Raw genomic sequence first — 24142 nt, 5'->3', positions numbered from 1 at the left:
CGAGGTTTCGCCAGCATCATGCCCAGTACCAGCCCGGAACAGTTGCGTGACATCCTGACCACTGTCAGGACCATCGCCCTTGTCGGCGCGAGTGAAAAGACCAGCCGGCCTTCCCACGAAGTCATGGAATACCTGCAGTCCCAGGGCTACCGAATCCTGCCGGTCAATCCCCGCCTGGCCGGTCAGACCGTGCTCGGTGAAACGGTATACGCCGACCTCCGAAGCCTTCCCGAACCGGTGGACATGGTTGACCTGTTCCTGGCGCCGGAGCGCACCGATGCAATTATCGACCAGGCCATCGATCTGAAAATCCCCGTGGTCTGGCTCCAGATTGGCGTCATCAACCATGAAGGGGCGGCGCGAGCGGAAGCCTCGGGGCTGACCGTGGTGATGGACCGTTGCCCCAAGCAGGAAATTCCCCGGCTGGGGATTGCCAGAGTTTCCGGAAACGCCTGATACCCGACCTGCATCAGGAACTGCGTCACACTTCCAGCACTCTTCTGTAACCGGTCTATCAGGTCTGACATAATCACCGGACATAAAACAGAAGACTGGTAGAGCCATGTGGTTCCGACGTAAATCCAGCAAACAGCACCGACATTCCGTCTCGGCGCAGACGGCGCTCCCAACTCATTCGGACTCCCCTGTTTCGACTCTCCAGCGGGTGCGCTTACCGGTGGACCTTCTCCAGCCCGGCATGCGCGTCGTGAGCCTGGACCGGCCCTGGACCCAGGTGCCGGTTCTGTTTCAGGGCTTCACCCTGACTGATGACAACCAGGCGCAGATTCTGCGGCAGTACTGTGAGTGGGTTCTGGTGGAGGATGAAGAATCACGCCTGAACCCGGTGCTCGATCAGATCTCGCTACTCAAGCGTCGCACCAGCGAACCGCTGCCGGAAACCTGCTCTCTCCAGCAGGAACTCCCAAGGGCACACGCAACCTGGAGCCGGACCCAGGCCTTTGTGGAAGAAGTCACCCGACAGATTGAAGCCGGCAATGACCTCAACCTCCAGAGCGCCCGCCCCATCATCCGGGAGTGCGTCGACAGCGTGAAAGCCAACGCAAGCGCCATGTTCTGGATGAGCAGGATAAAGTCCCGGGATGCCTACACCGCAGAGCATTGCCTCAGGGTGGCTATATTCTGTGTCGCCTTTGCCCGCTTCCTGGGCATGCCGGACGAAGACCTGGAGACCGTGGGCATGTGCGGTCTGCTGCACGACCTTGGCAAACTCAGGGTTCCCGACGAGATCCTCAATAAACCCGGCCCGTTGACGCCAGAAGAGCACAGCATCATGCGACAGCACACAACGCTGGGTTACGAATTGCTTTGTGCTGATGTCAATCTGGATCCGATTATCAGCGATGTCTCCCGTCACCACCATGAACGCATGGATGGTCGCGGCTATCCTGAACAGCTGGCGGAGTGGCAGATCAGCCGTTTCGCCCGTCTGGTTTCCATCGTCGACGCCTTCGATGCCATTACCAGCGACCGGTGTTACCGGGATGGGCTACCGGCCTCCGAAGCCATTCGCATCCTGTTCCGTAACCGCGGCCAACAGTTCGACGCTTCCATGGTGGAAGCCTTCATACGGATGATTGGCGTGTATCCGCCCGGCAGCCTGGTCGAGCTGTCGACGGGCGAAGTGGCCATCGTCCTGGCGACCCACCCCCGGCGCAAGCTGAAACCAAAGGTGGAGGTGCTGCTCAATGGCGACAAGCAGCCAGTCACCCCGCGTATCATCGACCTGGGAGGCACGGGTTCCGAACCTGACGAGGGTTCTCCGGAAATTGCACGGCCACTGTCCGACGGCGCCTTTGGAGTCTCGCTTCGGAACCGAATCAAGCAACTGATGGCGGTGGCCGGTAGAAATGCTTCATAATTGCGCTGGCGCTGCCGACTGCCCGGTACCACCGTTTAAAGTCACGGAGTAACCTGTGGAACAACCTGTATCACCTCCCAAACCTGTTGTCTCGGGCCTGCTGAGCCCGCTGTTTCCGGTGGTGATCTTTCTGGTTTTCCTGGGTCTGGCAGCCGGCCTGCGCTACGGGCTGGTACAGCAGGACAAACGTCAGATAGAAGCAAACCTGACCAACGAAGCCCGGGCCATGGCCAACCACCTGGAGCGGGAATTTCTGATCCACGCCGAAGCCATCCGGCGCATGGCCAAACGCCTGGAGGCAGACCCTGCCAAAACCAAACAGGAGTGGCGGCGGGATGCCCGCAACTACCTCGACGACTTCGGCGTTTACCAGGCCATTGAGTGGATTGACTACGATTTCATTATCCGCTGGCTGGAGCCGATTACCGACAACGAAGAGGTCATCGGCTACAACGTCGCCTTCAACGAGGAACGGCGCCAGGCACTGGAACGGGCGAAACAGTCCGGCAGCTGGGATCTTTCCGGTATCATTAATTTGCGCCAGGGCGGCAAGGGCATGGTGATCTATGCACCGGTGGGTGCCGGCCCCGAGAATAATGGCTTTATAGCGGGCGTGTTCAGAATGGAAGTGCTGGCGCGCCAGCTTCTCACCGAGCGGGTTCTGGAATCCTTCCGGGTCGAGATTCGCGAGGCCGGCGAGGTGAGCTATGAACTGAACGTGTCCCAGCCGGTTAGTCGCGACTTTGCCCAGACCCAGGACGTTAATTTGCCGACCCTGGACTGGACATTGACCCTGCGCCCTTCCACTGAATGGGTGGAAAGCCAGTACAGCTATTGGCCGGGGATGACCTTTGCAACCCTTTTGCTGATGGGTCTGCTGACCAGTCTGACCACGCTGCTGGTACAGCTCATTCTCAAGCGCAACCGCGCGCTGCTGAAGACCCGCCGGGAACTGGATCAGGAAATCGCGCAGCGCACCGCCATTCAGAAAGATCTGGCGCGACTGGAATCCACCGACACCCTCACCGGCCTGGCGAACCGTCGGTTCTTCATGGAAGACCTGTCCCACACCCTGAACATTGCCGATCGCCAGATGCGCCAGGTTGCCCTGGTGATGCTGGACCTGGACCGTTTCCAGACCCTCAACGACTCCCTCGGCCACCAGTTCGGGGATGAACTGCTGATCAAGGTGTCCGAGCGGCTGAACCGCCTCAGCAATGAACGCCTGCTGGTGGCCTACTCCGGGGGCGATGAGTTCATGTTCTGCCAGCAACAGGTGGACGACATTGACGACATCATTCACCTGCTGGGCCAGATCAAACAGTGCTTCGACCAGCCCTTCGATGTTCAGGGACAGTCCCACAGCATTACCGCCACAATGGGTGTAGCGGTGTACCCGCAAAGCGGTCTGGATGCGGATACGCTGTTGCGCAATGCCGACATTGCCCTCTACCGGGCCAAGGAACAGGGCCGGAATACCTATCAGTTCTATACCGAGGGCATGCAGCAACGGGAAGTCATGCGTCTTGAACTGGACAAGGATCTGAGCCAGGCCCTGGCCAACAACGAATTCGTGCTCTTCTATCAACCCCAGCTGAACCTGAACACCGGTGAAATCCAGAGCGTCGAGGCGCTGATCCGCTGGCGCCATCCCCGCCGCGGTCTTCTGCCGCCGGTGGAGTTTATCCCGCTGGCGGAAGAGAGCGGTCGGATCACTGATATCGGGCGCTGGGTGGTCATGGCGGCCTGTCGGCAGTTGGCCGCATGGAAAGGCACTCCCCATGAGGGCCTGCGCATTGCGGTCAATCTCTCGGGCCGGGAGCTGGACGACGAGGATCTGGTGGACCACATTCGGGAAGCCCTGGCGGCGGAGAATGTGCCGGCGAATCGCCTGGAGGTCGAGCTCACCGAGGAAATCTTCATCCAGAACATCGAGCACAACCTGAATCAGCTTTCGCGTCTGCACCAGTTGGGTGTTCACCTTGCCATTGATGACTTCGGGGTGGGTTATTCGTCGCTCGGTTACCTTCGGGATTTCCCCGTTGACCTGCTGAAAATCGACCGCTCGTTTATCACGGAAGTCACGGAACGCCATGACGACGCGGTGATTACCCGGGCGGTGATCAACCTGGCTCACAACCTGGGTATTGAGGTGGTGGCCGAGGGCGTGGAAACCGAGGAGCAGCTGAGTTTCCTGAAGAATCATCGATGTAACTTTGCCCAGGGTTATCTGATCAGCCGGCCGATTCCGGTTTCCGACCTTGAGAAGGCTCTGGCTTCCGGCGTTCTGGTGGCGGGCATTACGGCCGATTCCGGATTGTAATTGCCGCGGCCCGTCCCCAAGATACGGGTAAATCCTTCAGGTGAGATTCTATGGCCGCGCAATACCTGACTCCGGAGCAGGACGATAAAATTCGCCAGTGGGAACGCTGGAACCGGAACTATTTCATTTTCGCGTTTGTGGCGCTGACCGTCATTCTGGTGTTCAGCAGTCAGCTTGGGTTGTCCAGCGGTGAAAGCTGGGGCCCCCTGGGTGTTCTGATCGCTGCGCTGATCACGCCTATTATTGTTCTGCAGCTCAAGCTGGCGTGTCCGGCCTGTGGCCACAAGATTGGCTGGCAGGCGAAGCTGATGGCGCCAGATCAATGCAAAACTTGCGGTACGTTTCTGCGCTCGCGGGATTGATAGCCGTCCTTCGATTTTCCCTCCTCAAGAAAACCTTTGACCTGTGAGTTGCTCACAGGTTTTACTCTATTCTTAATTGGTTTGGAGTTTGCCGTGCTGAGGTGGGTACGGTCCGGTTTTACACCCGCGAGAACCTGCTCAAACCGACCCGTAACCCGGACAACAACTACCAGCAGTTCGATGCCGAGGATCTTCGACGGCTTCGGTTTGCCCGTAAGGCGCGGCAGCTGGGATTTTCGTTGCCTGAGATACGACAGATTCTGGATCAGGCGGACAATCATCATTCGCCGTGTCCGATGGTTCGGGATGTGTTTCAGCACCGGTTGGCGGAGGTTGAGCGGGAGATTCGGGAGCTGCAGCAGTTGCGCAAGCGGATGACCGCCGCGCTGGCCGCCTGGCAGGACATGCCGGATGGTACGCCCGATGGCCATACCATTTGCCGGTTGATCGAACACTGGGATGATCCGGCGCCCTGTTGCGGGGCAACTGAACAGAACGAGGAGTGATTCTGGATGACTGACACACCTGTTTTACAAACCACTCTCAGCATTTCCGGGGCTTCCTGCCAGGGCTGTGTGAAGAAGATTCGCAGCGCCCTGGAGCCGTTGACAGGCGATGCTGAGCTGGTTGAGGTCGATCTGGAAAAACAGACCGTGGACCTGCCGGAGGGCGTGGATGCTGATGAGGCGGCTCGGATTGTCACCGAGACCGGCTACCCGGCCGAGCCTTTCCAGGAAGACGCCGAGCCGGCCAGTTGCTGTTCTTCAGGGAATGAGGATGAGGCCGATACCGCCGACGACTCTGAAGATCAGGCAACCGAGGCAGATTCTGCTCCGACTGGTTCTGGGGCAGCAGCCGGTGCGGACGGGCAGATTCATCTGTCCGTGACCGGTGCTACCTGTTCTTCCTGTGTAAACACCATTGAGAAGGCCCTGATGTCGGTCTCCGGTATCAGCCATTCCCATATGAACCTGGCGGACAATACCGCCACGGCCACGGGTGATGCCGATCCCGAGGCGCTGGTGAAGGCAATAGAAAATGCCGGTTATGGCGCCAGCGTGATCGAGGACGAGGACGAAGCGGACGCACGCAAGCAGGAGGAAGACCGGAAGCAGTACAAGACACTGCTGATAAAGATGGCCGTGAGTCTGAGCCTGGGTCTTGGGCTGATGGTCTACGGCATGGGTTTCGACACCATGATGGTGACGGATGCCAATCAGCTCACCTGGCTGAACCTGGGCATTCTCACTCTTGGGGTAATGATCGCTACCGGACGACACTTCTACACTGGTGCTTGGAAGGCATTCCGGCACCATAACGCCAACATGGACACCCTGATTGCCCTGGGTACCGGCACCGCCTGGCTTTATTCCATTGTCGTCACCAGTATTCCCGGCGCGTTGCCGGAGATGGCTCGCCATGTCTACTTTGAGGCCTCGGCGATGATCATCGGCCTGATCAACCTGGGTCAGGCCCTGGAGCTTCGGGCCAAAGGCAAGACATCGGAGGCGGTGCGCCGGTTGCTGGACCTGCGGGCGAAAACCGCGCGGGTGATTCGGGATGGTGAAGAGCAGGACATTCCGGTAGAGGAGGTTCTCAAGGGCGACCACATCCGGGTAAGACCCGGTGAGAAACTGCCGGTCGATGGCGTGATTGCCGAAGGCTCTACTCGCATTGATGAGAGCATGCTCACCGGTGAGCCCATGCCGGTGAGCAAATCGGAAGGCGATGAGGTGTCTGCCGGCACCCTCAACACCCATGGTTCGATTGTCTACGAGGCCACCCGGGTTGGCAGTGACACCGCGCTGGCTCAAATCATCAAGCTGGTGAAAAAAGCCCAGGGCTCGAAGCCTGCCATTGGACGGCTTGCGGACAAGATTTCGTCGGTGTTCGTGCCCACCGTGATGCTGATTGCCGTCGTGGCGGCGCTGGTCTGGTACAACGTCGGGCCGGAACCGGCAGTGGTTCATATGATGGTGGCCGCCACCACGGTGCTGATCATCGCCTGCCCCTGCGCCCTGGGCCTGGCCACGCCCATGTCGGTGATGGTTGGCGTTGGCAAGGCGGCGGAATACGGCGCCCTGATCCGCCAGGGCGATGCGCTGCAGACCGCCGGTAAGCTGGACCTGGTGATACTCGATAAAACCGGCACCATCACCGAAGGTCATCCGGCAGTTACCCGGGTTCATGCCAGCGACGGTGAAGAGCAACGCCTGCTGGCGCTCGCGGCGGGGCTGGAACAACACTCCGAACACCCTTTGGCCGAGGCGATTCTGGCGAAGGCCAAAGAAAAAAGCGTTCAGCTGGAGAAGCTGACCGGTTTCGAGGCCCTGAATGGTAAAGGCGTGCAAGGTGAACTCGACGGCAAGCCCGTGCGTCTGGGCAACCGCCGCTGGCTGGAAGACCAGGGCGTTACGCTGGGCGATCTGGACGATGCCGCCCACTCGATTACCCAAGAAGCCGGCACGCCCCTGTTTCTGGCATTGGGCACCGAAGCTCTGGGGGTCATTGGCGTTGCCGATGCCATCAAACCGGACTCCAAGGCTGCCATCCAGCGCCTTCACAAGGCTGGCATCAAGGTGATGATGGTCACAGGCGATGTCGACGCCACCGCAAAGGCCATCGCGAAAAAAGCCGGCATCGATGACTATCGCGCGGAAGTGCTGCCTGAAGACAAGGCCGAGGTGGTCAGTGAAATGCGCGGCAAGGGCCACACAGTCGCCATGGTCGGCGACGGCATCAACGATGCTCCGGCCCTGGCGGCGGCGGACGTCGGTTTTGCCATCGGCACCGGCACGGATGTGGCCATTGAGAGCGCCGGCATCACGCTGATGCGAGGCTCGCTCCACGGCGTGCCCGATGCCATCGAGATCTCCCGGGCCACGGTGAAAAATATTCACCAGAACCTGTTTGGCGCGTTCGTATACAACACAATGGGTATTCCGGTGGCCGCCGGCCTGCTCTACCCTGTCTGGGGAATACTGATGAGTCCGATACTGGCCGGCGCTGCCATGTCCCTGTCTTCGGTGACGGTGGTTTCGAACGCCAACCGTCTGAGGTTGTTCCGAACCAGTCACCGTCCGGAACAGAACGACAGCAACAGTGATCCGAAACAGCAACAGGAGCGGAACTGATGGAAACAATGCTGGTCAACGTCGGAGGTCTTGCCCTGATGGCAGCCATCGTCTGGTGGTTCTGGCTTTCCGGTTCTGACGACACAGGCTCAAGTAAACATCAACATCACCACTGAGGTACTTGCCATGAAAAAACACACCCTGGCTTTTGGCCTGATGGCAGCCCTGGGATTCAGCACCACGGCGCTGGCAGCCGGCGCAGCCCAGAGCATCCACGTTTACAAATCCCCGACCTGCGGCTGCTGTGATGACTGGATAGATCACCTGAAAGAAAATGGCTTCGAGGTGGAGGCGACCAACACCAACGATATGGGCAGGATCAAGGCCGACGCAGGCCTGATTGCCGGTCTTGGCAGTTGCCATACCGCATTCGTGGGTGACTACGTCATCGAGGGCCATGTGCCAGCCGAGGACATCAAGCGCCTGATCAGCGAAGCACCCCAGGCCACCGGCCTCAGCGTGCCCGGGATGCCCATGGGGTCACCCGGCATGGAAATGGGCGACCGGAAAGATCATTACAAGGTCATCCTGTTTAACGAGGCGGGACAGACCCGGATCTTTTCCGAGCACAATTAACGCCAATAACCAGGCAAGGGCCGGTATTTATCGGCCCTTGCGGCCTCCTTTTCCTCCCGCTTCCTGCCAGTCCCTGTCTGTTTTTTCTACACTCTGGTTAACCAGTGTTCTATCATTGGCGCCCAGAAACCCAGAAAAATCCGAGAGGGATACTCGTTGAGCCTTAAAACCCGCATCCTTGGCCTGGCCGCCAGTCTCATCATCGTGGCTTCCGTGGCTTCGTGGCTGGCCTACCGGGAGCTGTCCGAGAGCATCATCGAACGCTGGGGCCAACAGGTCGCGGAAATACAGGTTCGCTACGACAGCGCCCGCCTGCTGCAGTCCCTGGAGCGGGAAATCGGGTTGGCCAAACAGATGGCCAGTTCCTCCGCCCTGATCAACTGGGCCGCTAATCCGGATGACACCGCACTCCAAGCTGAAGCCATCCGCCAGATGGAGAGTTTTCGTTCCAATTTCCGGGACAACAACTACTTCGTTGCCCTCGTCAACAATGCCCACTATTACTACAACAACGAGGAGAACGAATACGCCGGTAACCAGTTCCGATATGTGCTGGATAAAGACAAGCCGGATGACGCCTGGTTTTTCCAGCTCATAGAAGAAGGTCGCGACTTCCACCTCAACGTAAATCCGGATACCGAGCTGGGTGTTACCAAACTCTGGATTGATGTGCTGATGCGCGATGAGGCCGGCGAAATTGTCGGTATGGTCGGAACCGGTCTGAGTCTGGATGCTTTTCTGCAGGATATTGTCGACATCGGTCAGGAGGGCATCACCACCCTGTTCGTGGATTACAACGGCGCCATCCAGCTCTACCGCGACCGCAACTACATCGACTTCGCCAGCATCATCAAACCCGAAGGCCAGAAGAACACCATCGACCTGCTGTTCGATGATCCCCAGGACAAGCAGCAGATTCTCGGTATGTTGCAGCTTCTCAAGAAGCCGGGCGACCAGGCCGGCCAGGTGGAAAGCGGCTTCGTGACGGTGGATGGCCGCAAGCATCTGGCCGGGGTTGCCTTCCTGCCGGCGATTGGCTGGTTTGAGATCACCCTGCTTGACCTCAATACACTCTTGCCAACCAGCTATCTGTGGCCGCTGGTGGCGGTATTCCTGGGCACACTGCTGGTCACACTGGTGCTGTTCCACCTGATTATCCAGTCCCGGATTCTCAAGCCCATCATGAGCCTGGAACACGCCGTGGAAAAAGTCCGGGAGGGCAGCTTCGATCTGCCGCGGCTGGATAAACCGGATAATGAGATCGGCTGGCTGGCGGATCATTTCGAGAAAATGACCCAGAGCCTCGGCCACTCTACCCGGGAACTCGAAGAAAAAGTCGCTCAAAGAACGGATGAGTTGAACCGACTGGCCCGCGTCGATCCCCTGACCGGCCTGAAAAACCGTCGCGGCCTGGACGAGGTGCTGGATGAGGAAATCCAGCGGGCCCGCCGCCAGGAGACCGGCTTTGGCGTGATCTGGCTGGACATTGACCATTTCAAGAGCATCAATGACAACCTGGGCCATCAGGCCGGCGATCAGATCCTGTGCCGGGTTGCCCTGTGGCTGAAAGCCGGCGTGCGCCCCTACGACCATCCGGGACGCTGGGGTGGGGACGAGTTCGTGGTCCTGTTGTCGCCCTGCGATCCAGAGACACTACACCGTATCGCCCTCCGCATCCGGGAATCCGTGGAACAGGAGAGCCGCAAAACCGGCACCCAGGTCACCGTCAGTGTTGGTGGCTACTTTGCTCTGCCGGGTGACAGCACCGATACCATTCTTCGTCAAGCGGATCGGGCGCTTTATCAGGCCAAGGATGAGGGGCGCAACCGGGTCTGTATTACCACCTCGGAAGACCCGGAGATTAACCCCGCGTAACGGGTCTGACTCATACCGCCATAACCGTTATACTCCGCCCCATCATTCATTTTTTTACCAGCCAGGTTACTTCATGCTCAATGCCGACGCCCTCAGCCAGTTGCGCCAGCTGAAATCGGATATCAAGGACAACAAGGTGGTTTTTCCCGGAACAGTCAAAGCCACCAATGGCCGCTTCGGATTTGTTGCGCTCGACGAAGGCCGGGATGTCTTCCTGCCACCCGAGGAAATGCAGAAGGTGCTGCCCGGGGACCGGGTGAATGTCACCGAGCAGGAGGTTGAGAAAGGCAAAACCCAGGGTGTTGTGGACGAACTGCTGGAAACCCGCCTGAACACCTTTGTTGGCCGTTACCTGGTGAAAGGCAAAGGCCATTTCGTGGTGCCCGAAACCCCGGGCATCAACCGCTGGATCTTCATTCCCCCCAAAGAGCGAATGAACGCCCAGCAGGACGATTACCTCTACTGTCAGATTCACAAGCATCCGATCAAGGATGGCAAGGGCCAGGCCAAGGTACTGCGGGTAATCGGCAAGGCGGGAGAACCCGGTATTGAACGCTCCTTCACCCTGGCTACCTTTGATCTGGCGGACACCTGGCCGGACGCGGTGCGTACACAGGCCGACAGCCTCAGTGAGAGTGATATCGAATCCCGGGAAGCCGGGCGGGAAGACCGCACGGACCGCCCGTATGTGACCATCGACAGCCCGGGCACCCAGGACATGGACGATGCCCTGCTGGCCGAGCCCAACGCCACCGGCTGGACCCTGTCGATTGCCATTGCCGACCCGACCGCTGTGATCGAAACCGACAGCCCCGCGGAGCAGGAGGCGTTCAATCGCGCCACCGCCATTTACTTCCCGGGCGAACCCCTGCCCATGCTGCCTGACAGCATCAGCACCCGCCTGTGCTCTCTGATGCCAGACGTGAAGCGGCTGGCTCTGGTATGTGATCTTCAGGTTAACAACGATGGCAGCCTGGGCGACTACAGCTTTCACCAGGCGGTTATCCAGTCCAAGGGCAAGCTCAGCTACGAGCTCGTCTCAAACCTGATCGAAGGTCGGGAGGACGATGAGATCAAGGCACTTCCGGACGACGTTGCCAACAGCCTGGACCAGTTGCACCAGGCAGCGACAGCACTCAGGAAATGGCGCAGTGAACATGCGCTGCTGAGCGGCGACCGGCCGGAATTCCGCCTCCGGCTCGATGAAAACAAACGCATCCGGCTGATTGAACCGTCCGTCCAGAATGAAGCCCATCGGCTGGTGGAAGAGTGCATGGTCGCCGCCAACCGCTGCGCCGCAGACTTCCTCGCCAACCAGACTGCAGGGTTGTTTATCCAGCACCCCGGGCTACGGGATGATCGCGCCGACAACATCCGGGCACTGATCGACAGCCACGCACCGCATCTGTCGGGGGTTGATGCCCATCAGGCCGAAGGTTTCCGCAAGCTGATGAAGGAAACCGACGCCCTGGAAGCCGAAGTACCGGTAAAAGCCATACTGTCCCGCCAGCTGGCCCGGGCCGAGCTGAGCTTCAAGCCCGCGCCTCACCAGGGTATGGGCCTGGACGCCTACACCACGTTTACTTCGCCACTGCGCAAGTTCTCGGACTTCTATGTCCACCGGCTGATCAAATCGGCACTGTGGGATACCCCCATGAAGGCCTTGAGCGAGGATCAGCTGGAGGCTCTGCAAGCAGCCCAGATCCGTGCCCGCCAGGCGGCAAACAGTCTGGAAGCCTGGCTCAAGAGTGACTTTGCCAAAACACTCGGCGAAGAACCCATGAGCGGTGTGATCAGCCGCACGGTGCCCGCCGGTTTCTTTGTACGGCTGGATGCCAACGGATTGGAAGGGTTCGTCAGCTGCAAGGATCTGGATGGCAAATACAGCTTTGACCCCGTTACTCTTCGCCTGATCCACAACAAGAACGGCCGAATCTTCCAGCTGGAGCAGCCGGTAACGGTAAGCTTTGCAGGCGTGGACGAAGAGCGCAGGCAGATCAATTTCAAGCTGGTGGAAGCACAGGAGATCCCGACCGGGACCGGCTCCGACGACGGTTGAAAAACCACACGGGCAGGCGCATCGTACTTACAAGGACATATTCCTTTGATGGAGGTGCGCCATGCCCATCAGCCCTGACGAATTTCTGAAAAAGTACGGTTTTGACAAGGAAGAGGAAGAGCGGGACCACAGCCTGCGCCACAACGCCATGGAGCACGCCAAGCACCTGCGCCGGCCCCATGCGGGGACGCCCCACGACTGGGAAGAGTGGGAGCGCTACAAGCAGGAACACCCGGATGAAGTGGAAGACGACTCCGACAGCTGATGCCCGGTAATTACCGGGCCAGCATCCGCTCCAGCCGTTCATCCTTCGCCTGCCACTGATCCCCCAGCCAGTTTTTCACGTTCCGGCGGTGCTCTGCATCCGTTGAGTAGTCCCGGCCTTTCAGATGCTCCGGGATATCAACGGTGTGGATTTCCATTTTGACTTCCTTGACCCGGCCACAGATAAACTCCCAGAAGGTGGGTGCTCCGTCCGGATAGGCGATGGTCACGTCCACCAGGGTCTGGATCGAATCGCCCATGGCGTCGAGCACGAAGGCGGCACCGCCAGCCTTGGGCGTCAGCAGGTGCTTGTAGGCCGACTTCTGTTTGTCGTGTTTGGCCTGGGTAAACCGGGTGCCTTCGACAAAGTTCATCACACTCACCGGGGTGTACCGGAACTTCTCACAGGCCCTGCGGGTTGACCGAAGATCCTCGCCCCGCTTCTCCGGATGTTTGATCAGGTATTCCCGGGTGTAGCGCTTCATAAACGGGAAATCCAGGCCCCACCACGCGAGGCCGATCACCGGCACCCAGATCAGCTGCTGCTTTAGGAAGAACTTGAGGAACGGCGCCCGATGGTTGAACACCCGCTGCATGGCGAAGATATCCACCCAGCTCTGGTGATTGGCCAGCACCAGGTACCAGCTTTCCCGCTGGAGGTTTTCGGCGCCTTTCACATCCCATTTTGTACCATGGGTCAGCTTCATCCAGCCGGTGTTGCAGGCAACCCAGGCTTCCGCGATCCAGATGATGACCCGAGTACACAGGACCCGGAAGCCCTGGATGGGGATGATGAGTTTGAGAATGGCCGGGATGTAGAGCAGGATGCACCAGAACAGGGTGTTGATTCCCAACAGGATAGAATTGAGTACACCGATGACGGGGGCAGGGAGAAAGCTGAGCATGGCGGTCCTGTTTCTGGTTATTGTTTCCAAATAGGGGCTAATGATAGCAACCACAGACCGCATTGGGCAGTGGCCTGAAGTGACCGGTTTGCCCACCGGTTTGGACACTTCTGCCATGGTGATTTGCGCCTCACCATGGATAATCTCGATGTCTGGCCTGCGAGACGGGACAGTAGAAGTTCGGTAATCCGTATAGTGAGCGTCAAATTCTCCATGGACATTCCCATGCCCAATCTCTTCAAATCCGCCGCTGACCGGGCGGCAGGCGTTACCCGGCAAACGGCCCTTTATGCCGGCAACGCTTTCGACCGGGTGTTCCGGGCCGCCAGTCTGGTGCAGGCCGGGCAGACGCCGTTTGAAACCCTGTATACCGATGGTCTGGTCAGCCTGCGTTACTACCCACCACTGGCCGAGGATTTCATCGAGCTGGAAGGCGAGACCATTGCGGTTGAGCGCACGGCCCATAAGACACCGATTGTGATCGTGCCGCCCCTGGCGGTGAATATGCTGATCTACGATCTGTTTCCCCAGCGCAGTCTGGTTCGGTTTCTGCGTGCCAAGGGATTTGAGGTGTATCTGATCGACTGGGGCATGCCCACGCGGGAACACAGTCACTACAACCTGCATACCTATGTGGCCGAGTTGCTGCCGGCCTACCTGAACCGGGTTCGGGAGCATAGCGGTGAACAGGAGTTGTCGCTGCATGGCTGGAGTATGGGTGGCATGTTCACGCTGTTCTATTCCGCGCTCAGCAACGATCAACATGTGCGCAATGCCATTGTGCTGGGCTCGCCGATCGACAGCCATGCATCCGGGATCCTGGGGCTTGTGAATCAGCGCATGGCGGATGTGGCCGGGTTTGTGCGGAAACGCACCGGGTTCCGGCTTCACGATGTGAAACCTCACTGGTTTCATACCCCCGGCTGGGCCAATACCATCGGGTTCAAGCTGACCAATCCGATTGCCAGCGTGATGAGTTACTGGGAACTGATCATCCGTCTGGGTGACCGGGAGTTTGTCACCAGTCACGCCACCACATCGGCGTTTCTGGACCGTATGGTGGCCTACCCCGGCGGGATCATTCAGGACACGGTGGTGAGGGTCTGGATCGACAATCAGCTGTCAAAAGGTGAGATCCAGATCGGTGAAGATGTTGCCAGGCTGGATAATGTGAGTGCCAACTTACTGGCCATCGCCGGGGGCGACGATACGCTGGTGACGCCGGGTGCGGCCAAGCGGGTGATGGATCATGTGAGCTCTACGGACAAGACGTTCCGGGTTGTGCCGGGTGGTCATATGGGCATTCTTGCGGGGAGTAAGGCGCCTCGTCAGAGTTGGCTGGAGTTGGCGGATTGGCTCGCTTTTCGGTCGGACTGAGTTTTTGAGTTTGGAGTTTGCCGGCAGGTGTCGGGGAGGGCTTTCCAAAACACGCTCCTTGCGGCACGTCCATGTGACGCTTGACTGTCGCCATCCATGGCGACAGACAGTTTTGGAAAGCCCTCCCCGACACCTGCCTCCTCTTACTTCAGAGGTTTTTCAGTGTTTCCTGCAGTTCTGAAAGGCTGTTGATCACTGCTGAGGGTTGAATCCCCCAGTCTTCAAATACCTTGTTCGGATCCCTCTGTACCCAGATTGCGAGTAATCCTGCAGCTCGTGCACCAATCACATCCCAGGCGTTACTGGACACAAGACACAGGGGTTTTTCCCAGGAACCGGTTGCGCGCCGGGCATAGGTGTAAACGGCAGGATCAGGTTTGAAACTCTTGATATCGTCTACCGATACCAGGCCTTCAAATTGGTCGAGCAAGTCGTTGTGCCCGAGCACTTTCTCCAGTGCTGGATAACCACCATTGGAGAATGCGAACAGCGGGTACTCGCCTCTGAGACTCTTTAACGCCGGCAACGCGTCCTCGAACGCGGGCAAAGACAGGTAGGCTGCCATCAGGGCGTTTTCGCGCTCTTCGGACAGGGTCAGTTTATGGGTGGCCATGGCGTAGCGCAGGGCTTGTCGGGTGCAGATACCGAAGTCTTCGTAGACTTTCATCAGGCCCTTGCGAAACGAGAACTCCAATTGCTTCTCCCGCCACAGCGCGGCCACGGCTTCTGCCCTGTCGCCCGCGTCTTCCGCCAGCAGGCGGGACATGCCCATGGGGTCAACCAGGGTTCCGTAGACGTCGAAAGCGAGGGTCATGGTCATCGGTGGGGCTCCTCATCCGGAAGGGGGTTCGGGGTCATATACTGGAGTCACAGTATCGGGATTTGAACGATCACTCAACACAGTCAGCAATGACGACGGTAAATACCAAAGGGGCGAAACCCACACGCCGGCTATGACTATCCTCAGGACTTTACTTGTTTTACTGGTGCTGGCCGCCACTGCCGCCTGCGCCACCAGCACTCAACTCTACAGCCCCGGGCCCTCAACCCTGGGCGCCGAGCCGGTTACCGACTTCGACCGCTACGTGGAATCTGTCAAAGCCTATGTCGATACCAATCTGGTGCCGGTTTACGGGTTTGAGCGGGAGCAGCAGGTGCAGTGGAACCTGCCGTACCGGCTGGCACCGGCGGCAGGTTGCAGCTCCGGGGATCGTGCCGGGATCCTATTGGTTCACGGCCTGAGCGATTCACCCTTTGTGTTCCGGGATCTGGCCCGTTACCTGGCGGATCAGTGCGTTGAAGTCCGGACGCTGTTGCTGCAGGGACATGGCACCCGGCCCGGCGATATGGTGACGGCCAGCGCCGAGGTCTGGCGCGAACAGGTACGCAATCACTTTATTGCCCTGTCGCAGGAGGTGGATCGGGCGTTTATTGGCGGTTTTTCTCTGGGCGGGGCACTGGCCACAGATTACGCGCTTTCAGAGACCGGTCCTCGACCGGCGGGTCTGATTGCGGTTGCACCGGCCTGGCAGCTTAACGGTTTGCGGGACTACCTCTGGCTGGCGCCCATCGCCGACGTGTTTGCTGATTTTGTAGAGAAGGAGCCCGAACTTAATCCGGTGAAGTACGAGTCGTTTTCCTTCAACGCCGGCAGTCAGATCGGCGACGTTATATCGGCGGCCCAGGGCCGGATAGTGCAGCAAGAAAGCATCGATATGCCTTTGTTCCTGGCTGCCACGGAGGCCGACTCGGTGATAAACCTCGACTATCTCATCACGCAGTTCCGGGAACGGTTTACCAATCCAGGGAACGCCATGGTGATCTTTCGGGATACCCGCACACCCTGGCCCAACGCGCAGGCTGATGAGCGCATCAGGTTTCTCAACAGCTATTTGCCTGACGCCAATATCCTGGAGTTCTCGCACCAGTCGCTGCTGATTGCTCCGAACAACGAACTCTATGGCCTGGGCGCGCCACTGCAGCGATGCCTGGAACCGAATAACATCTCTCTGGAGGGTTGCCGGCAGTTGCCGGAGGAAGATCTCTGGTTCAGTGCCTGGCACGACACGGAGCGTCCGGTGTATACCAGCCGGCTGACTTACAACCCCTGGTTCGACGATCTGGCAGAGGCTGTTGGAACATTCATTCAGGCAAACGAATCAGGCGAGGCGCCGTAGCGCCACCGCAGGCATCGGGTTACACTGCCATTCATGAACCCGATTGATACATTCAACCTGGATTTCCGGGCCCTCAGCACCTTTCTGGCGGTGCTTGATGAAGGCAGCGTGTCCCGCGCGGCAGTCAGGCTGGGCGTTACCCAGTCTGCGGTGAGTCACACGCTGGAACGTCTGCGCCAGGCCCTGGGCGACCCCCTGTTCGTGAAGTCCGGGCGCGGCATTGTGCCAACCCGCTACGCACTTCAGGCCGGGCCCCATATCCGCCAGATTTTGGATGACCTGCAGTCGCTGTCCTCGGGCCCGCCGTTCAGTCCCGCCACGGCAGAGTTCACCTTCACGATTGCTGCCAATGACTACCAGCGGGACCTGCTTTTGCCGGGCCTGGTGCGAACGTTGCGGCAGGAAGCTCCGGGCATCAGCCTTCAGGTGATTCCATCTGGCATTCCTCGGGCAGACCTTTTGCGGAAGGATGTCTGTGATCTGGTGATTTCTCCCCACGCGCCGGAGGCGACGGACATTATGCAGCGGGGCCTGATGGCCGATCGCATGGTGGTGTTCTATGATCCTGAACACCGGAAACCGCCAGCGGATCTGCCGGAATACCTTAAGGCAGACCACATTGCCCTGTTGTTCGCCACCGGCGAAAAACCGACTGTGGAAACCGCCATGGACACCCGTGGTCTGGTTCGTCGCAATGTGGTGACGGTCTCCAACTTCTCCGGCCTACCGGAGTTCCTCCGCGGAACAGATATGCTTGCTACGGCCCCGGAGGGCATGAGCAAACACTTACTCCGGGACTTCGCCTGGGTTCCGCTACCTTTTGATTTCAAACCCTTTACCCTGCTAATGCTGTGGCACCGCCGCAATCAGAACGATCCCGCCCACAAGTGGCTGCGCAACCAGGTGAATGCCGTTGCCGCTACCCTCAACGGTCTTAAAAGTTAATCAATTAGTTTTGCTCATAGGTTGTATGAGCTTTGCTGGCGTTATCTTCTGAACTCCTCTGACCTAGACTGCCTTCACTCCCTTATAGGCCGGGTTGGGTAAGGCTTTCCAAAACACGCTCCTTACGGCACGTCCCTGTGACGCTTGGGCTCCGCCATCCATGGCTCCGCACAGTTTTGGAAAGCCTTACCCAACCCGCCCTGTCGGAATTTTGAGATAACGCATCGGGAAACACATGCTGACTTTGACGAGTGTCTGGACAACCGTTCTGCTTGCTGCCGCTGTGGCCCTTGGGCCGCTGGCAACAGATATGTATTTGCCGGCACTTCCCCAGATAGGTTCAGACTTTGGCACCGGCACCGATCAGGTTCAGCTGACACTGAGCCTGTATCTGGTGGGCTTTGCCATTGCTCAGCTGGTTTGCGGTCCGTTGGCGGACCGTTTTGGTCGCAAACCGATCATGATCGGTGGTTTTGTGCTTTTCGCCATTGCCAGCATCGGCTGTGCCCTGGCGACGAACATCGAAACACTGATTCTGTTCCGTTTCCTGCAGGCCCTTGGCGGTTCTGCCGGGCCGGTTCTGGGTCGGGCGGCCATTCGGGATATCTATACGCCCCGCGAAGCCGCCAAAATCCTGGCTATCCTGGCCAGTATCATGGCCCTGGCTCCGGCGGTCGCGCCGACCATCGGTGGCCTGTTGACGGCCAGCCTGGGTTGGGCTTCGGTATTCCTGGCTCTGGGTGGCTACGCCCTGGTGATGGCCGTGGTGGTTGCCTTTGGTATTCCCGAGCCCATGCGTCCGGAGCATCGCCAATCCCTTAAAATCTGCAGCCTGCTGCGGAACTATCGGACCATCGCGAAGGACATCAGCTTCGTGGGCTACACCCTGACCAACGCGCTGATCTTTTCCGGACTGTTTGCGTTCCTGTCCGGTTCTTCGTTCGTCCTGATCGATTTCCTGGGCGTACCGACCGAGCAGTTCGGCCTGTACTTCGCCTGTATGGTGGCCGGTTATATTGTCGGCAACCTGACCGCCGTCCGTCTCGGCCGTCGCCTGGTGCCGGACCAGCTCCTTGTGCGCGGCCTGATCATTGCCGTAGCTGGCGGCAGCCTGATGGCCGTGCTGGCATTGAGTGAAGTGTTCAACGTCTGGGCGGTGATCCTGCCTCAGGCCCTGTTCATGATCGGCACCGGGATGGTCCTGCCCCAGACCATGGCCGGCGCCCTGGCGAACTTCCCCACCATGGCCGGCTCCGCCTCGGCCCTGTTCGGCTTCACCCAGATGGCCGTCGCCGCTGTTGCCGGCATGCTGGTCGGCCACCTGCACGATGGCACCTCTCTGGTAATGGCCTTGATCATTGCCGCCTGCGCAGCACTCGCGATGGCCTGTTATCTGGTGCTGGTTCAACGTTATCCTGCGAAAGGTTTCGAACCACAATCAATAACCAGTAATTGAAGTCTAATGGCCTCAGGGGAAAAGACTCTGATGCTAGGAGGCTGATGCGGGAGGGCTTTCCAAAACTGTCTGTCGCCATGGATGGCGACAGCCAAGCGTCACAGGGACGTGCCGCAAGGAGCGTGTTTTGAAAAGCCCTCCCGCATCAGCCCAACCGCCAAAGCGAACAGGCAAAATCATCCAAAGTGGTCTACACAGAGTACGTAAGACTCTAAACCAGACACCGAGGAGCAAATACCATGAGCAGCGTTAATCTGGACGGCAATCCCATTGAACTGAGCGGCAAATTTCCCGAGACAGGCGACAACGCGCCTCCCTTTACCCTCACCAACAGCGGGCTGGAAGAAGTCAAACTCGACAACTGGGCCGGCAAACGCAAAATCCTGAACATCATCCCCAGCATCGACACCGGCGTCTGCGCCGCCTCCACCCGGAAATTCAACGAAAAGGCTGGCAGCCTGGACAACACCGTGGTCCTGGTCGTCTCCGCCGACCTGCCTTTCGCCGCCGCCCGGTTCTGCGGCGCCGAAGGCCTGAAAAACGTCGAAACCCTCTCCACCTTCCGGAACTACAGCTTCCAGCAGGACTACGGCGTTGCCATTCAGGATGGCCCCCTCGCCGGTCTCTGCGCCAGGGCGGTGGTCGTACTGGATGAGAACGACAAGGTCATCCACAGCCAGCTGGTTGATGAGATCAAGGATGAGCCGGATTACGATGCGGCGCTGAAGGTGCTGTAACGCTTCTTATCGCCCTGAGCGCCGGACATATCACCGGTTTTCGGGGCAGTTGGATGGGGGCGGGCTTCTGAAACCGTGCGGAGCCATGGATGGCGGAGCCGAGCGTACAGGGATGTATTCACAGCGTGTTTCAGAAGCCCGCCCCCAGCCGACTGCATGCTCCAAAACCAGAACCTGTTAGAATCCCCGCCCAAAGCCCGAATCCTAACCGAAGGCCCACAACACCCCGTGCAGACCACCACCCAAAACCCATCCCTGGCCCGCCAGCTCTACAGCATGACCTGGCCCATGCTGTTCGGCGTGTTGTCCCTGATGACCTTCCAGCTGGCCGACAGTGCCTTCGTGGGTCAGCTGGGCCGGGATCCGCTGGCGGCACTGGGCTTCACACTGCCGATGCAGCAGTTGATCATCGGCCTTCAGGTGGGTCTGGGCATTGCGACCACAGCTATCGTTTCCCGCACCCTGGGTGCCGGCGATGAACTGCGCGCCTTCCGGCTGGGCGGCCTGATCATTACCGTTGGCGGCAGCCTCGTTTTTGTCATCTGCGTGGCGCTTTGGTTTCTGCAGGGGCCCATCATGACCGCCCTTAGCGCGGAAGACTCACTTCTGCCGCTGATCCGGCAGTACTGGGTTCCCTGGCTGATGGCCGCCTGGACCGGGGCGTTCCTGTACTTCGGCTACAGCGTGTGTCGCTCCCACGGTGACACCAAATTGCCGGGATATATGATGGTGGCCACGAGTCTGACCAACATCGCCCTGGACCCACTCTACATCTTTGTTTTCGGCTGGGGACTGCCCGGCGCCGCCTGGGCCACCGTTACCTCTTTCGGTATCGGCTGCCTGGTGATCTACCCGAAACTGCTGAAACGCCACTGGGTCCGTTTCGATCTGCGCGAGCTTGCCCTCTGGAAGGCCCTGAAACAGCTCAACGGCATCATGGCCCCTGCCATGGTCAGCCAACTGATGCCGGCTGTCTCGGCCATGCTGGCGACAGCCTTGGTGGCCGGCTTTGGCTCCGCCGCCGTTGCCGCCTGGGGCCTGGGCACCCGTCTGGAGTTTTTCTCAATTGTGGTGGTGCTGGCCCTGACCATGTCGATGCCGCCGATGATTGGCCGGTTATTGGGTGCCGGGGATATCGAGCAGATCCGTAAACTGGTGCGCCTTGCGGTCCGGTTTGTGGTGGTCTGGCAGCTGGCCATCGGCCTGACCTGGGTGGTGGCTTCCGGGTTGGTGTCGGAACTGTTCTCCAGCGACAGTGATGTTCAGAAGGTTCTCGCCGGTTATCTGGTGCGGGTGCCGCTCAGCTACAGCGGTCTGGGCGTGTGCATGCTGATGGTGTCGGTGTGCAATGCCCTCGGACTGGCGATGCGGGCCCTGCTGGTGTCCACCCTGCGCCTGTTCCTGTGCTTCCTGCCCCTGCTCTGGATCGGTAGCCAGATCAACGGGGTCTATGGCCTTATGAGTGGTGCGCTGGTGGGCAATCTGTTCGCCGGCGCCATGGCTTACAGCTTCTACCGGGCCGGCATGACGCGTTTGAAGGCGGAGCTCGCCTCAGGCAAAGCGTGAACGAAAGCTCTCGGGTACCGGCACCACTTCCTTGCGGTGGTAGTTGAAGAAGACGAATCCGTATTTGGCCAGTGCCACCGGCTGGCCGCTCTCGGCCTTGGTGACCCGGAACACGAAATCCCCGCCATACTTGTTGAAGTCCATCAGACCCACTTCAAAACGCAGCATTTCCGGGAAGAAGGATTCCGACTGGTACATGGTGGCCAGGTCGGTAACGATAATGCCGGTGCCGTCTTTGCTCGCTTCCTGGATACCGTAACTGACCAGGAACTGGGCCCGGGCTTCGGAGAGCATCGAGATCAGGGCGTCGTTGCCGAGGTGGTTGGCGCCGTTGATGTCGGTGATTCTGACGGGCATTCTGGTTTCGAAGCAGAAGACGTCGTCCGGGAAGGAGAGTTTGATTCGGGCCACGGGGGTTCCTGTTTTCACTGGGTATCTTGGGGCAAATCATACGCTGTTCGACTTTAGTGTTCATCTCAAGACGCCCAGTCCCAAATCGGTTATCTTGCTATGAGACCTCCGCGCCGATGGTTTTGGTGGAGCGACGGCAGGGAAGGGCTTTCCAAAACACGCTCCTTGCGGCACGTCCATGTGACGCTTGACTGTCGCCATCCCTGGCGACAGACAGTTTTGGAAAGCCCTTCCCTGCCATCGTTCGTATCACTCCCGCGCACTGACAATAAATATTTGAAGATGGAGTTTTATGGATATTCGCCCTGCTGCCACCTTGGTTCTGGTTCGAGATACAGCCGAAGGCCTTGAAGTCCTGCTGCTGCAACGCACCTGGGACGCCGTGTTTATGCCCGGCTATTTTGTATTCCCTGGCGGGCGAGTCGAGGAAAACGAGACTCACGGGCAGGACCATATTATCGGGCCCGGAGACGCCGAGATCAGTCAGACCATGAGTGTCGATGAAGGCGGCGCGGACTATATGTTGGCGGCGGTTCGGGAGTGTTTTGAGGAGTCCGGGGTTCTGGTTGCGGTGGATAAACAGGGCAACCCGATATCCGGGGATCATCCGGCCCATGCGGATCGGAGGTCGGTGTTCGACGGCGATCTGTCTCTGGCCAGTCTGTGCAAAAAGCACGGCTTGGCGCTTCCGCTGGACAGGCTTGCCTATCTCGGCCACTGGATTACGCCGCCGGGGCCGCCGAGGCGTTTCGATACACGGTTTTTCGTGACGCCCGCTCCGGAAGGTCAATTGGCCGGGCACGACGGTATCGAAACCATCGATCATGTCTGGATCCGCCCGGAACAGGCCCTTGAGGATCATCGGAACGGCCAGCGGTTGCTGGGGTTGCCAACGATTCGGACGTTGCGGGTGCTGAACGGGTTCGAGACCACCGATGCGCTGATGCGCTATGCCCACGCCAACCCGCCCGAGCCCTACCCCAACCAGCCCTGGCCGGCGGTCAAAAAGGGTAAGCCGGTGACGCTGGAGCCGGGAGCGCCGGCCTATGATGAGGCCGCGAAGCTGGATCCGGAAGGTGAAGGCTCGACCCGGGCGGAGATTAATCCCGGAGAGGCGGTTGAGGTCGCGGCCCGTGTCACCCGGCTGACGGCGCCCAACCCGGGGATGATGACCGGGCCAGGGACCAACACTTACATTCTGGGCCATGAACGCTTCACGGTGATCGACCCCGGCCCCGCCAACGAGTCCCATATCGAGCGAATTCTGGAGGTGACCGGTGGGGTGATTGATCAGGTTGTGGTTACCCACACGCACCAGGATCATTCGCCGGCGGTTGCGGCCCTGAAAGAGCGCACCGGTTGCCGGGTGTTCGGTTGGCCGGCGCCCCCGGGTGCCGGCCAGGACCAGACCTTCCGGGCCGATGATGAACCGGAGCACGGTGATCTGATTGTGACCGAAGCCGGGCTCCTGAAGGTGCTTCATACCCCGGGTCATGCCTCGAACCATCTGTGTTTTCTGCTGGTCGACCAGAAGCTGCTGTTTTCCGGTGACCACATCATGCAGGGCTCAACGGTGGTCATTAATCCGCCGGACGGCGACATGAAGGCCTACATCGAGTCGCTCTACGAGTTGCTGGCCGAATCCATTCGCTACATTGCGCCAGCACACGGCTTTCTGATGGGGCATCCCGAAGCGGTGATCGATTTCCTGATCACCCACCGTCTGTCCCGTGAGCACAAGGTGGCCCGCGCGCTGGAAGCCCTGGCTCCTGTAGACCTGAAAGCTCTTACCGCAAAAGCCTATGACGATGTTCCGGCCGCCATCCACGGCCTTGCGGCACGGTCAGCCCTGGCGCATTTACTGAAGCTGGAGGCGGAGCACAGGGCGTTCCGGGAGGACGATCTGTGGCATGTCGTACACGACAGCTAACGCGGGAGTAACGAAAGCACACGGGATTTCGCAAAACACCCATATTTTTAATCACTTTTCCGGCGTATAACTGTTTTCGTTATAACTTGCCCGGATTTCATGAAAGTGGCATTAAACCTTTGTCACAGCAGTATTCATGACCGCCAGAGGCACTCTATCCTTGAGC

At 59.1% G+C, this 24142-nt stretch carries 20 protein-coding genes; 17 read left to right on the top strand and 3 right to left on the bottom strand.

Going from position 1 to position 24142, the window contains the following annotated elements; genetic code table 11:
* The first annotated feature begins 18 nt into the window (after window positions 1-18).
* The 10 genes from AC13E3_RS13295 to AC13E3_RS13250 all read left to right on the top strand — a co-directional run bounded on the left by AC13E3_RS13295 (window position 19) and on the right by AC13E3_RS13250 (window position 12473).
* The gene (locus AC13E3_RS13295) at window positions 19-456 is read left to right on the top strand and encodes a CoA-binding protein (RefSeq protein WP_053113275.1); all 438 of its coding nucleotides are present in this window, start codon (window positions 19-21) and stop codon (window positions 454-456) included.
* 220 nt (window positions 457-676) lie between these two features.
* Window positions 677-1879 (top strand): cyclic di-GMP phosphodiesterase, encoded by a 1203-nt coding sequence (locus tag AC13E3_RS13290; protein WP_008172755.1) that lies wholly within the window; start codon window positions 677-679, stop codon window positions 1877-1879.
* A 55-nt stretch (window positions 1880-1934) separates the two neighbouring features.
* Window positions 1935-4202, top strand: a complete 2268-nt coding sequence (locus tag AC13E3_RS13285; RefSeq protein ID WP_474545854.1) for a bifunctional diguanylate cyclase/phosphodiesterase — start codon at window positions 1935-1937, stop codon at window positions 4200-4202.
* A gap of 50 nt (window positions 4203-4252) precedes the next feature.
* On the top strand, window positions 4253-4564 hold the full coding sequence (locus tag AC13E3_RS13280) for a hypothetical protein (RefSeq protein WP_008172753.1): 312 nt from the start codon (window positions 4253-4255) through the stop codon (window positions 4562-4564).
* Window positions 4565-4665: 101 nt separating this feature from the next.
* Window positions 4666-5070 carry a MerR family transcriptional regulator gene (locus tag AC13E3_RS13275; protein WP_482902119.1) on the top strand — a complete coding sequence of 135 codons (405 nt, stop codon included), beginning with the start codon at window positions 4666-4668 and terminating at the stop codon, window positions 5068-5070.
* A gap of 6 nt (window positions 5071-5076) precedes the next feature.
* A complete protein-coding gene (locus AC13E3_RS13270; protein WP_482902118.1) occupies window positions 5077-7698 on the top strand; it encodes a heavy metal translocating P-type ATPase in 2622 nt (873 codons plus the stop codon).
* Window positions 7699-7824: 126 nt separating this feature from the next.
* On the top strand, window positions 7825-8274 hold the full coding sequence (locus AC13E3_RS13265) for a DUF411 domain-containing protein (protein ID WP_008172744.1): 450 nt from the start codon (window positions 7825-7827) through the stop codon (window positions 8272-8274).
* Between the two features lie 156 nt (window positions 8275-8430).
* Window positions 8431-10149 carry a diguanylate cyclase gene (locus AC13E3_RS13260; RefSeq protein WP_008172742.1) on the top strand — a complete coding sequence of 573 codons (1719 nt, stop codon included), beginning with the start codon at window positions 8431-8433 and terminating at the stop codon, window positions 10147-10149.
* Window positions 10150-10222: 73 nt separating this feature from the next.
* The gene (locus AC13E3_RS13255) at window positions 10223-12208 is read left to right on the top strand and encodes a ribonuclease R family protein (protein WP_008172740.1); all 1986 of its coding nucleotides are present in this window, start codon (window positions 10223-10225) and stop codon (window positions 12206-12208) included.
* 61 nt (window positions 12209-12269) lie between these two features.
* Entirely contained in the window at window positions 12270-12473 is a 204-nt protein-coding gene (locus AC13E3_RS13250) for a hypothetical protein (RefSeq protein WP_008172739.1), read from the top strand.
* A gap of 10 nt (window positions 12474-12483) precedes the next feature.
* Here AC13E3_RS13250 and AC13E3_RS13245 read toward each other — a convergent pair whose 3' ends face one another.
* Window positions 12484-13377 carry an acyltransferase gene (locus tag AC13E3_RS13245; RefSeq protein ID WP_039881963.1) on the bottom strand — a complete coding sequence of 298 codons (894 nt, stop codon included), beginning with the start codon at window positions 13375-13377 and terminating at the stop codon, window positions 12484-12486.
* A gap of 225 nt (window positions 13378-13602) precedes the next feature.
* Here AC13E3_RS13245 and AC13E3_RS13240 point away from each other — a divergent pair, with 225 nt between their 5' ends.
* Window positions 13603-14754 (top strand): alpha/beta fold hydrolase, encoded by a 1152-nt coding sequence (locus tag AC13E3_RS13240; RefSeq protein ID WP_092030756.1) that lies wholly within the window; start codon window positions 13603-13605, stop codon window positions 14752-14754.
* A gap of 148 nt (window positions 14755-14902) precedes the next feature.
* Here AC13E3_RS13240 and AC13E3_RS13235 read toward each other — a convergent pair whose 3' ends face one another.
* Window positions 14903-15574 carry a haloacid dehalogenase type II gene (locus tag AC13E3_RS13235; RefSeq protein ID WP_104270924.1) on the bottom strand — a complete coding sequence of 224 codons (672 nt, stop codon included), beginning with the start codon at window positions 15572-15574 and terminating at the stop codon, window positions 14903-14905.
* 133 nt (window positions 15575-15707) lie between these two features.
* On the opposite strand from AC13E3_RS13235, the gene AC13E3_RS13230 reads away from it, so the two are divergent.
* The 5 genes from AC13E3_RS13230 to AC13E3_RS13210 all read left to right on the top strand — a co-directional run bounded on the left by AC13E3_RS13230 (window position 15708) and on the right by AC13E3_RS13210 (window position 21635).
* A complete protein-coding gene (locus AC13E3_RS13230) occupies window positions 15708-16931 on the top strand; it encodes an alpha/beta hydrolase (RefSeq protein WP_405417475.1) in 1224 nt (407 codons plus the stop codon).
* 33 nt (window positions 16932-16964) lie between these two features.
* Window positions 16965-17876 (top strand): LysR family transcriptional regulator, encoded by a 912-nt coding sequence (locus AC13E3_RS13225; RefSeq protein WP_008172727.1) that lies wholly within the window; start codon window positions 16965-16967, stop codon window positions 17874-17876.
* A gap of 235 nt (window positions 17877-18111) precedes the next feature.
* Window positions 18112-19332 (top strand): Bcr/CflA family multidrug efflux MFS transporter, encoded by a 1221-nt coding sequence (locus AC13E3_RS13220; protein WP_482902117.1) that lies wholly within the window; start codon window positions 18112-18114, stop codon window positions 19330-19332.
* A 239-nt stretch (window positions 19333-19571) separates the two neighbouring features.
* Window positions 19572-20069, top strand: coding sequence for a thiol peroxidase (tpx, locus tag AC13E3_RS13215; protein WP_008172722.1), 498 nt, complete (start codon window positions 19572-19574; stop codon window positions 20067-20069).
* Window positions 20070-20297: 228 nt separating this feature from the next.
* A complete protein-coding gene (locus AC13E3_RS13210) occupies window positions 20298-21635 on the top strand; it encodes an MATE family efflux transporter (RefSeq protein WP_405417479.1) in 1338 nt (445 codons plus the stop codon).
* Here the strand turns inward: AC13E3_RS13210 and AC13E3_RS13205 are convergent.
* Complete coding sequence (locus AC13E3_RS13205) at window positions 21621-22046, bottom strand: thioesterase family protein (RefSeq protein WP_008172718.1); 426 nt, start codon at window positions 22044-22046, stop codon at window positions 21621-21623. The genes AC13E3_RS13210 and AC13E3_RS13205 overlap by 15 nt on opposite strands.
* A 292-nt stretch (window positions 22047-22338) precedes the next feature.
* Here AC13E3_RS13205 and AC13E3_RS13200 point away from each other — a divergent pair, with 292 nt between their 5' ends.
* Window positions 22339-23976 (top strand): MBL fold metallo-hydrolase, encoded by a 1638-nt coding sequence (locus tag AC13E3_RS13200; protein ID WP_008172715.1) that lies wholly within the window; start codon window positions 22339-22341, stop codon window positions 23974-23976.
* Window positions 23977-24142: the final 166 nt, after the last annotated feature.

Source organism: Marinobacter sp. L-80, assembly GCF_056859395.1.
Note: the sequence above shows the minus strand (reverse complement) of the source record. Positions and strands in the feature narration are given on the sequence as shown.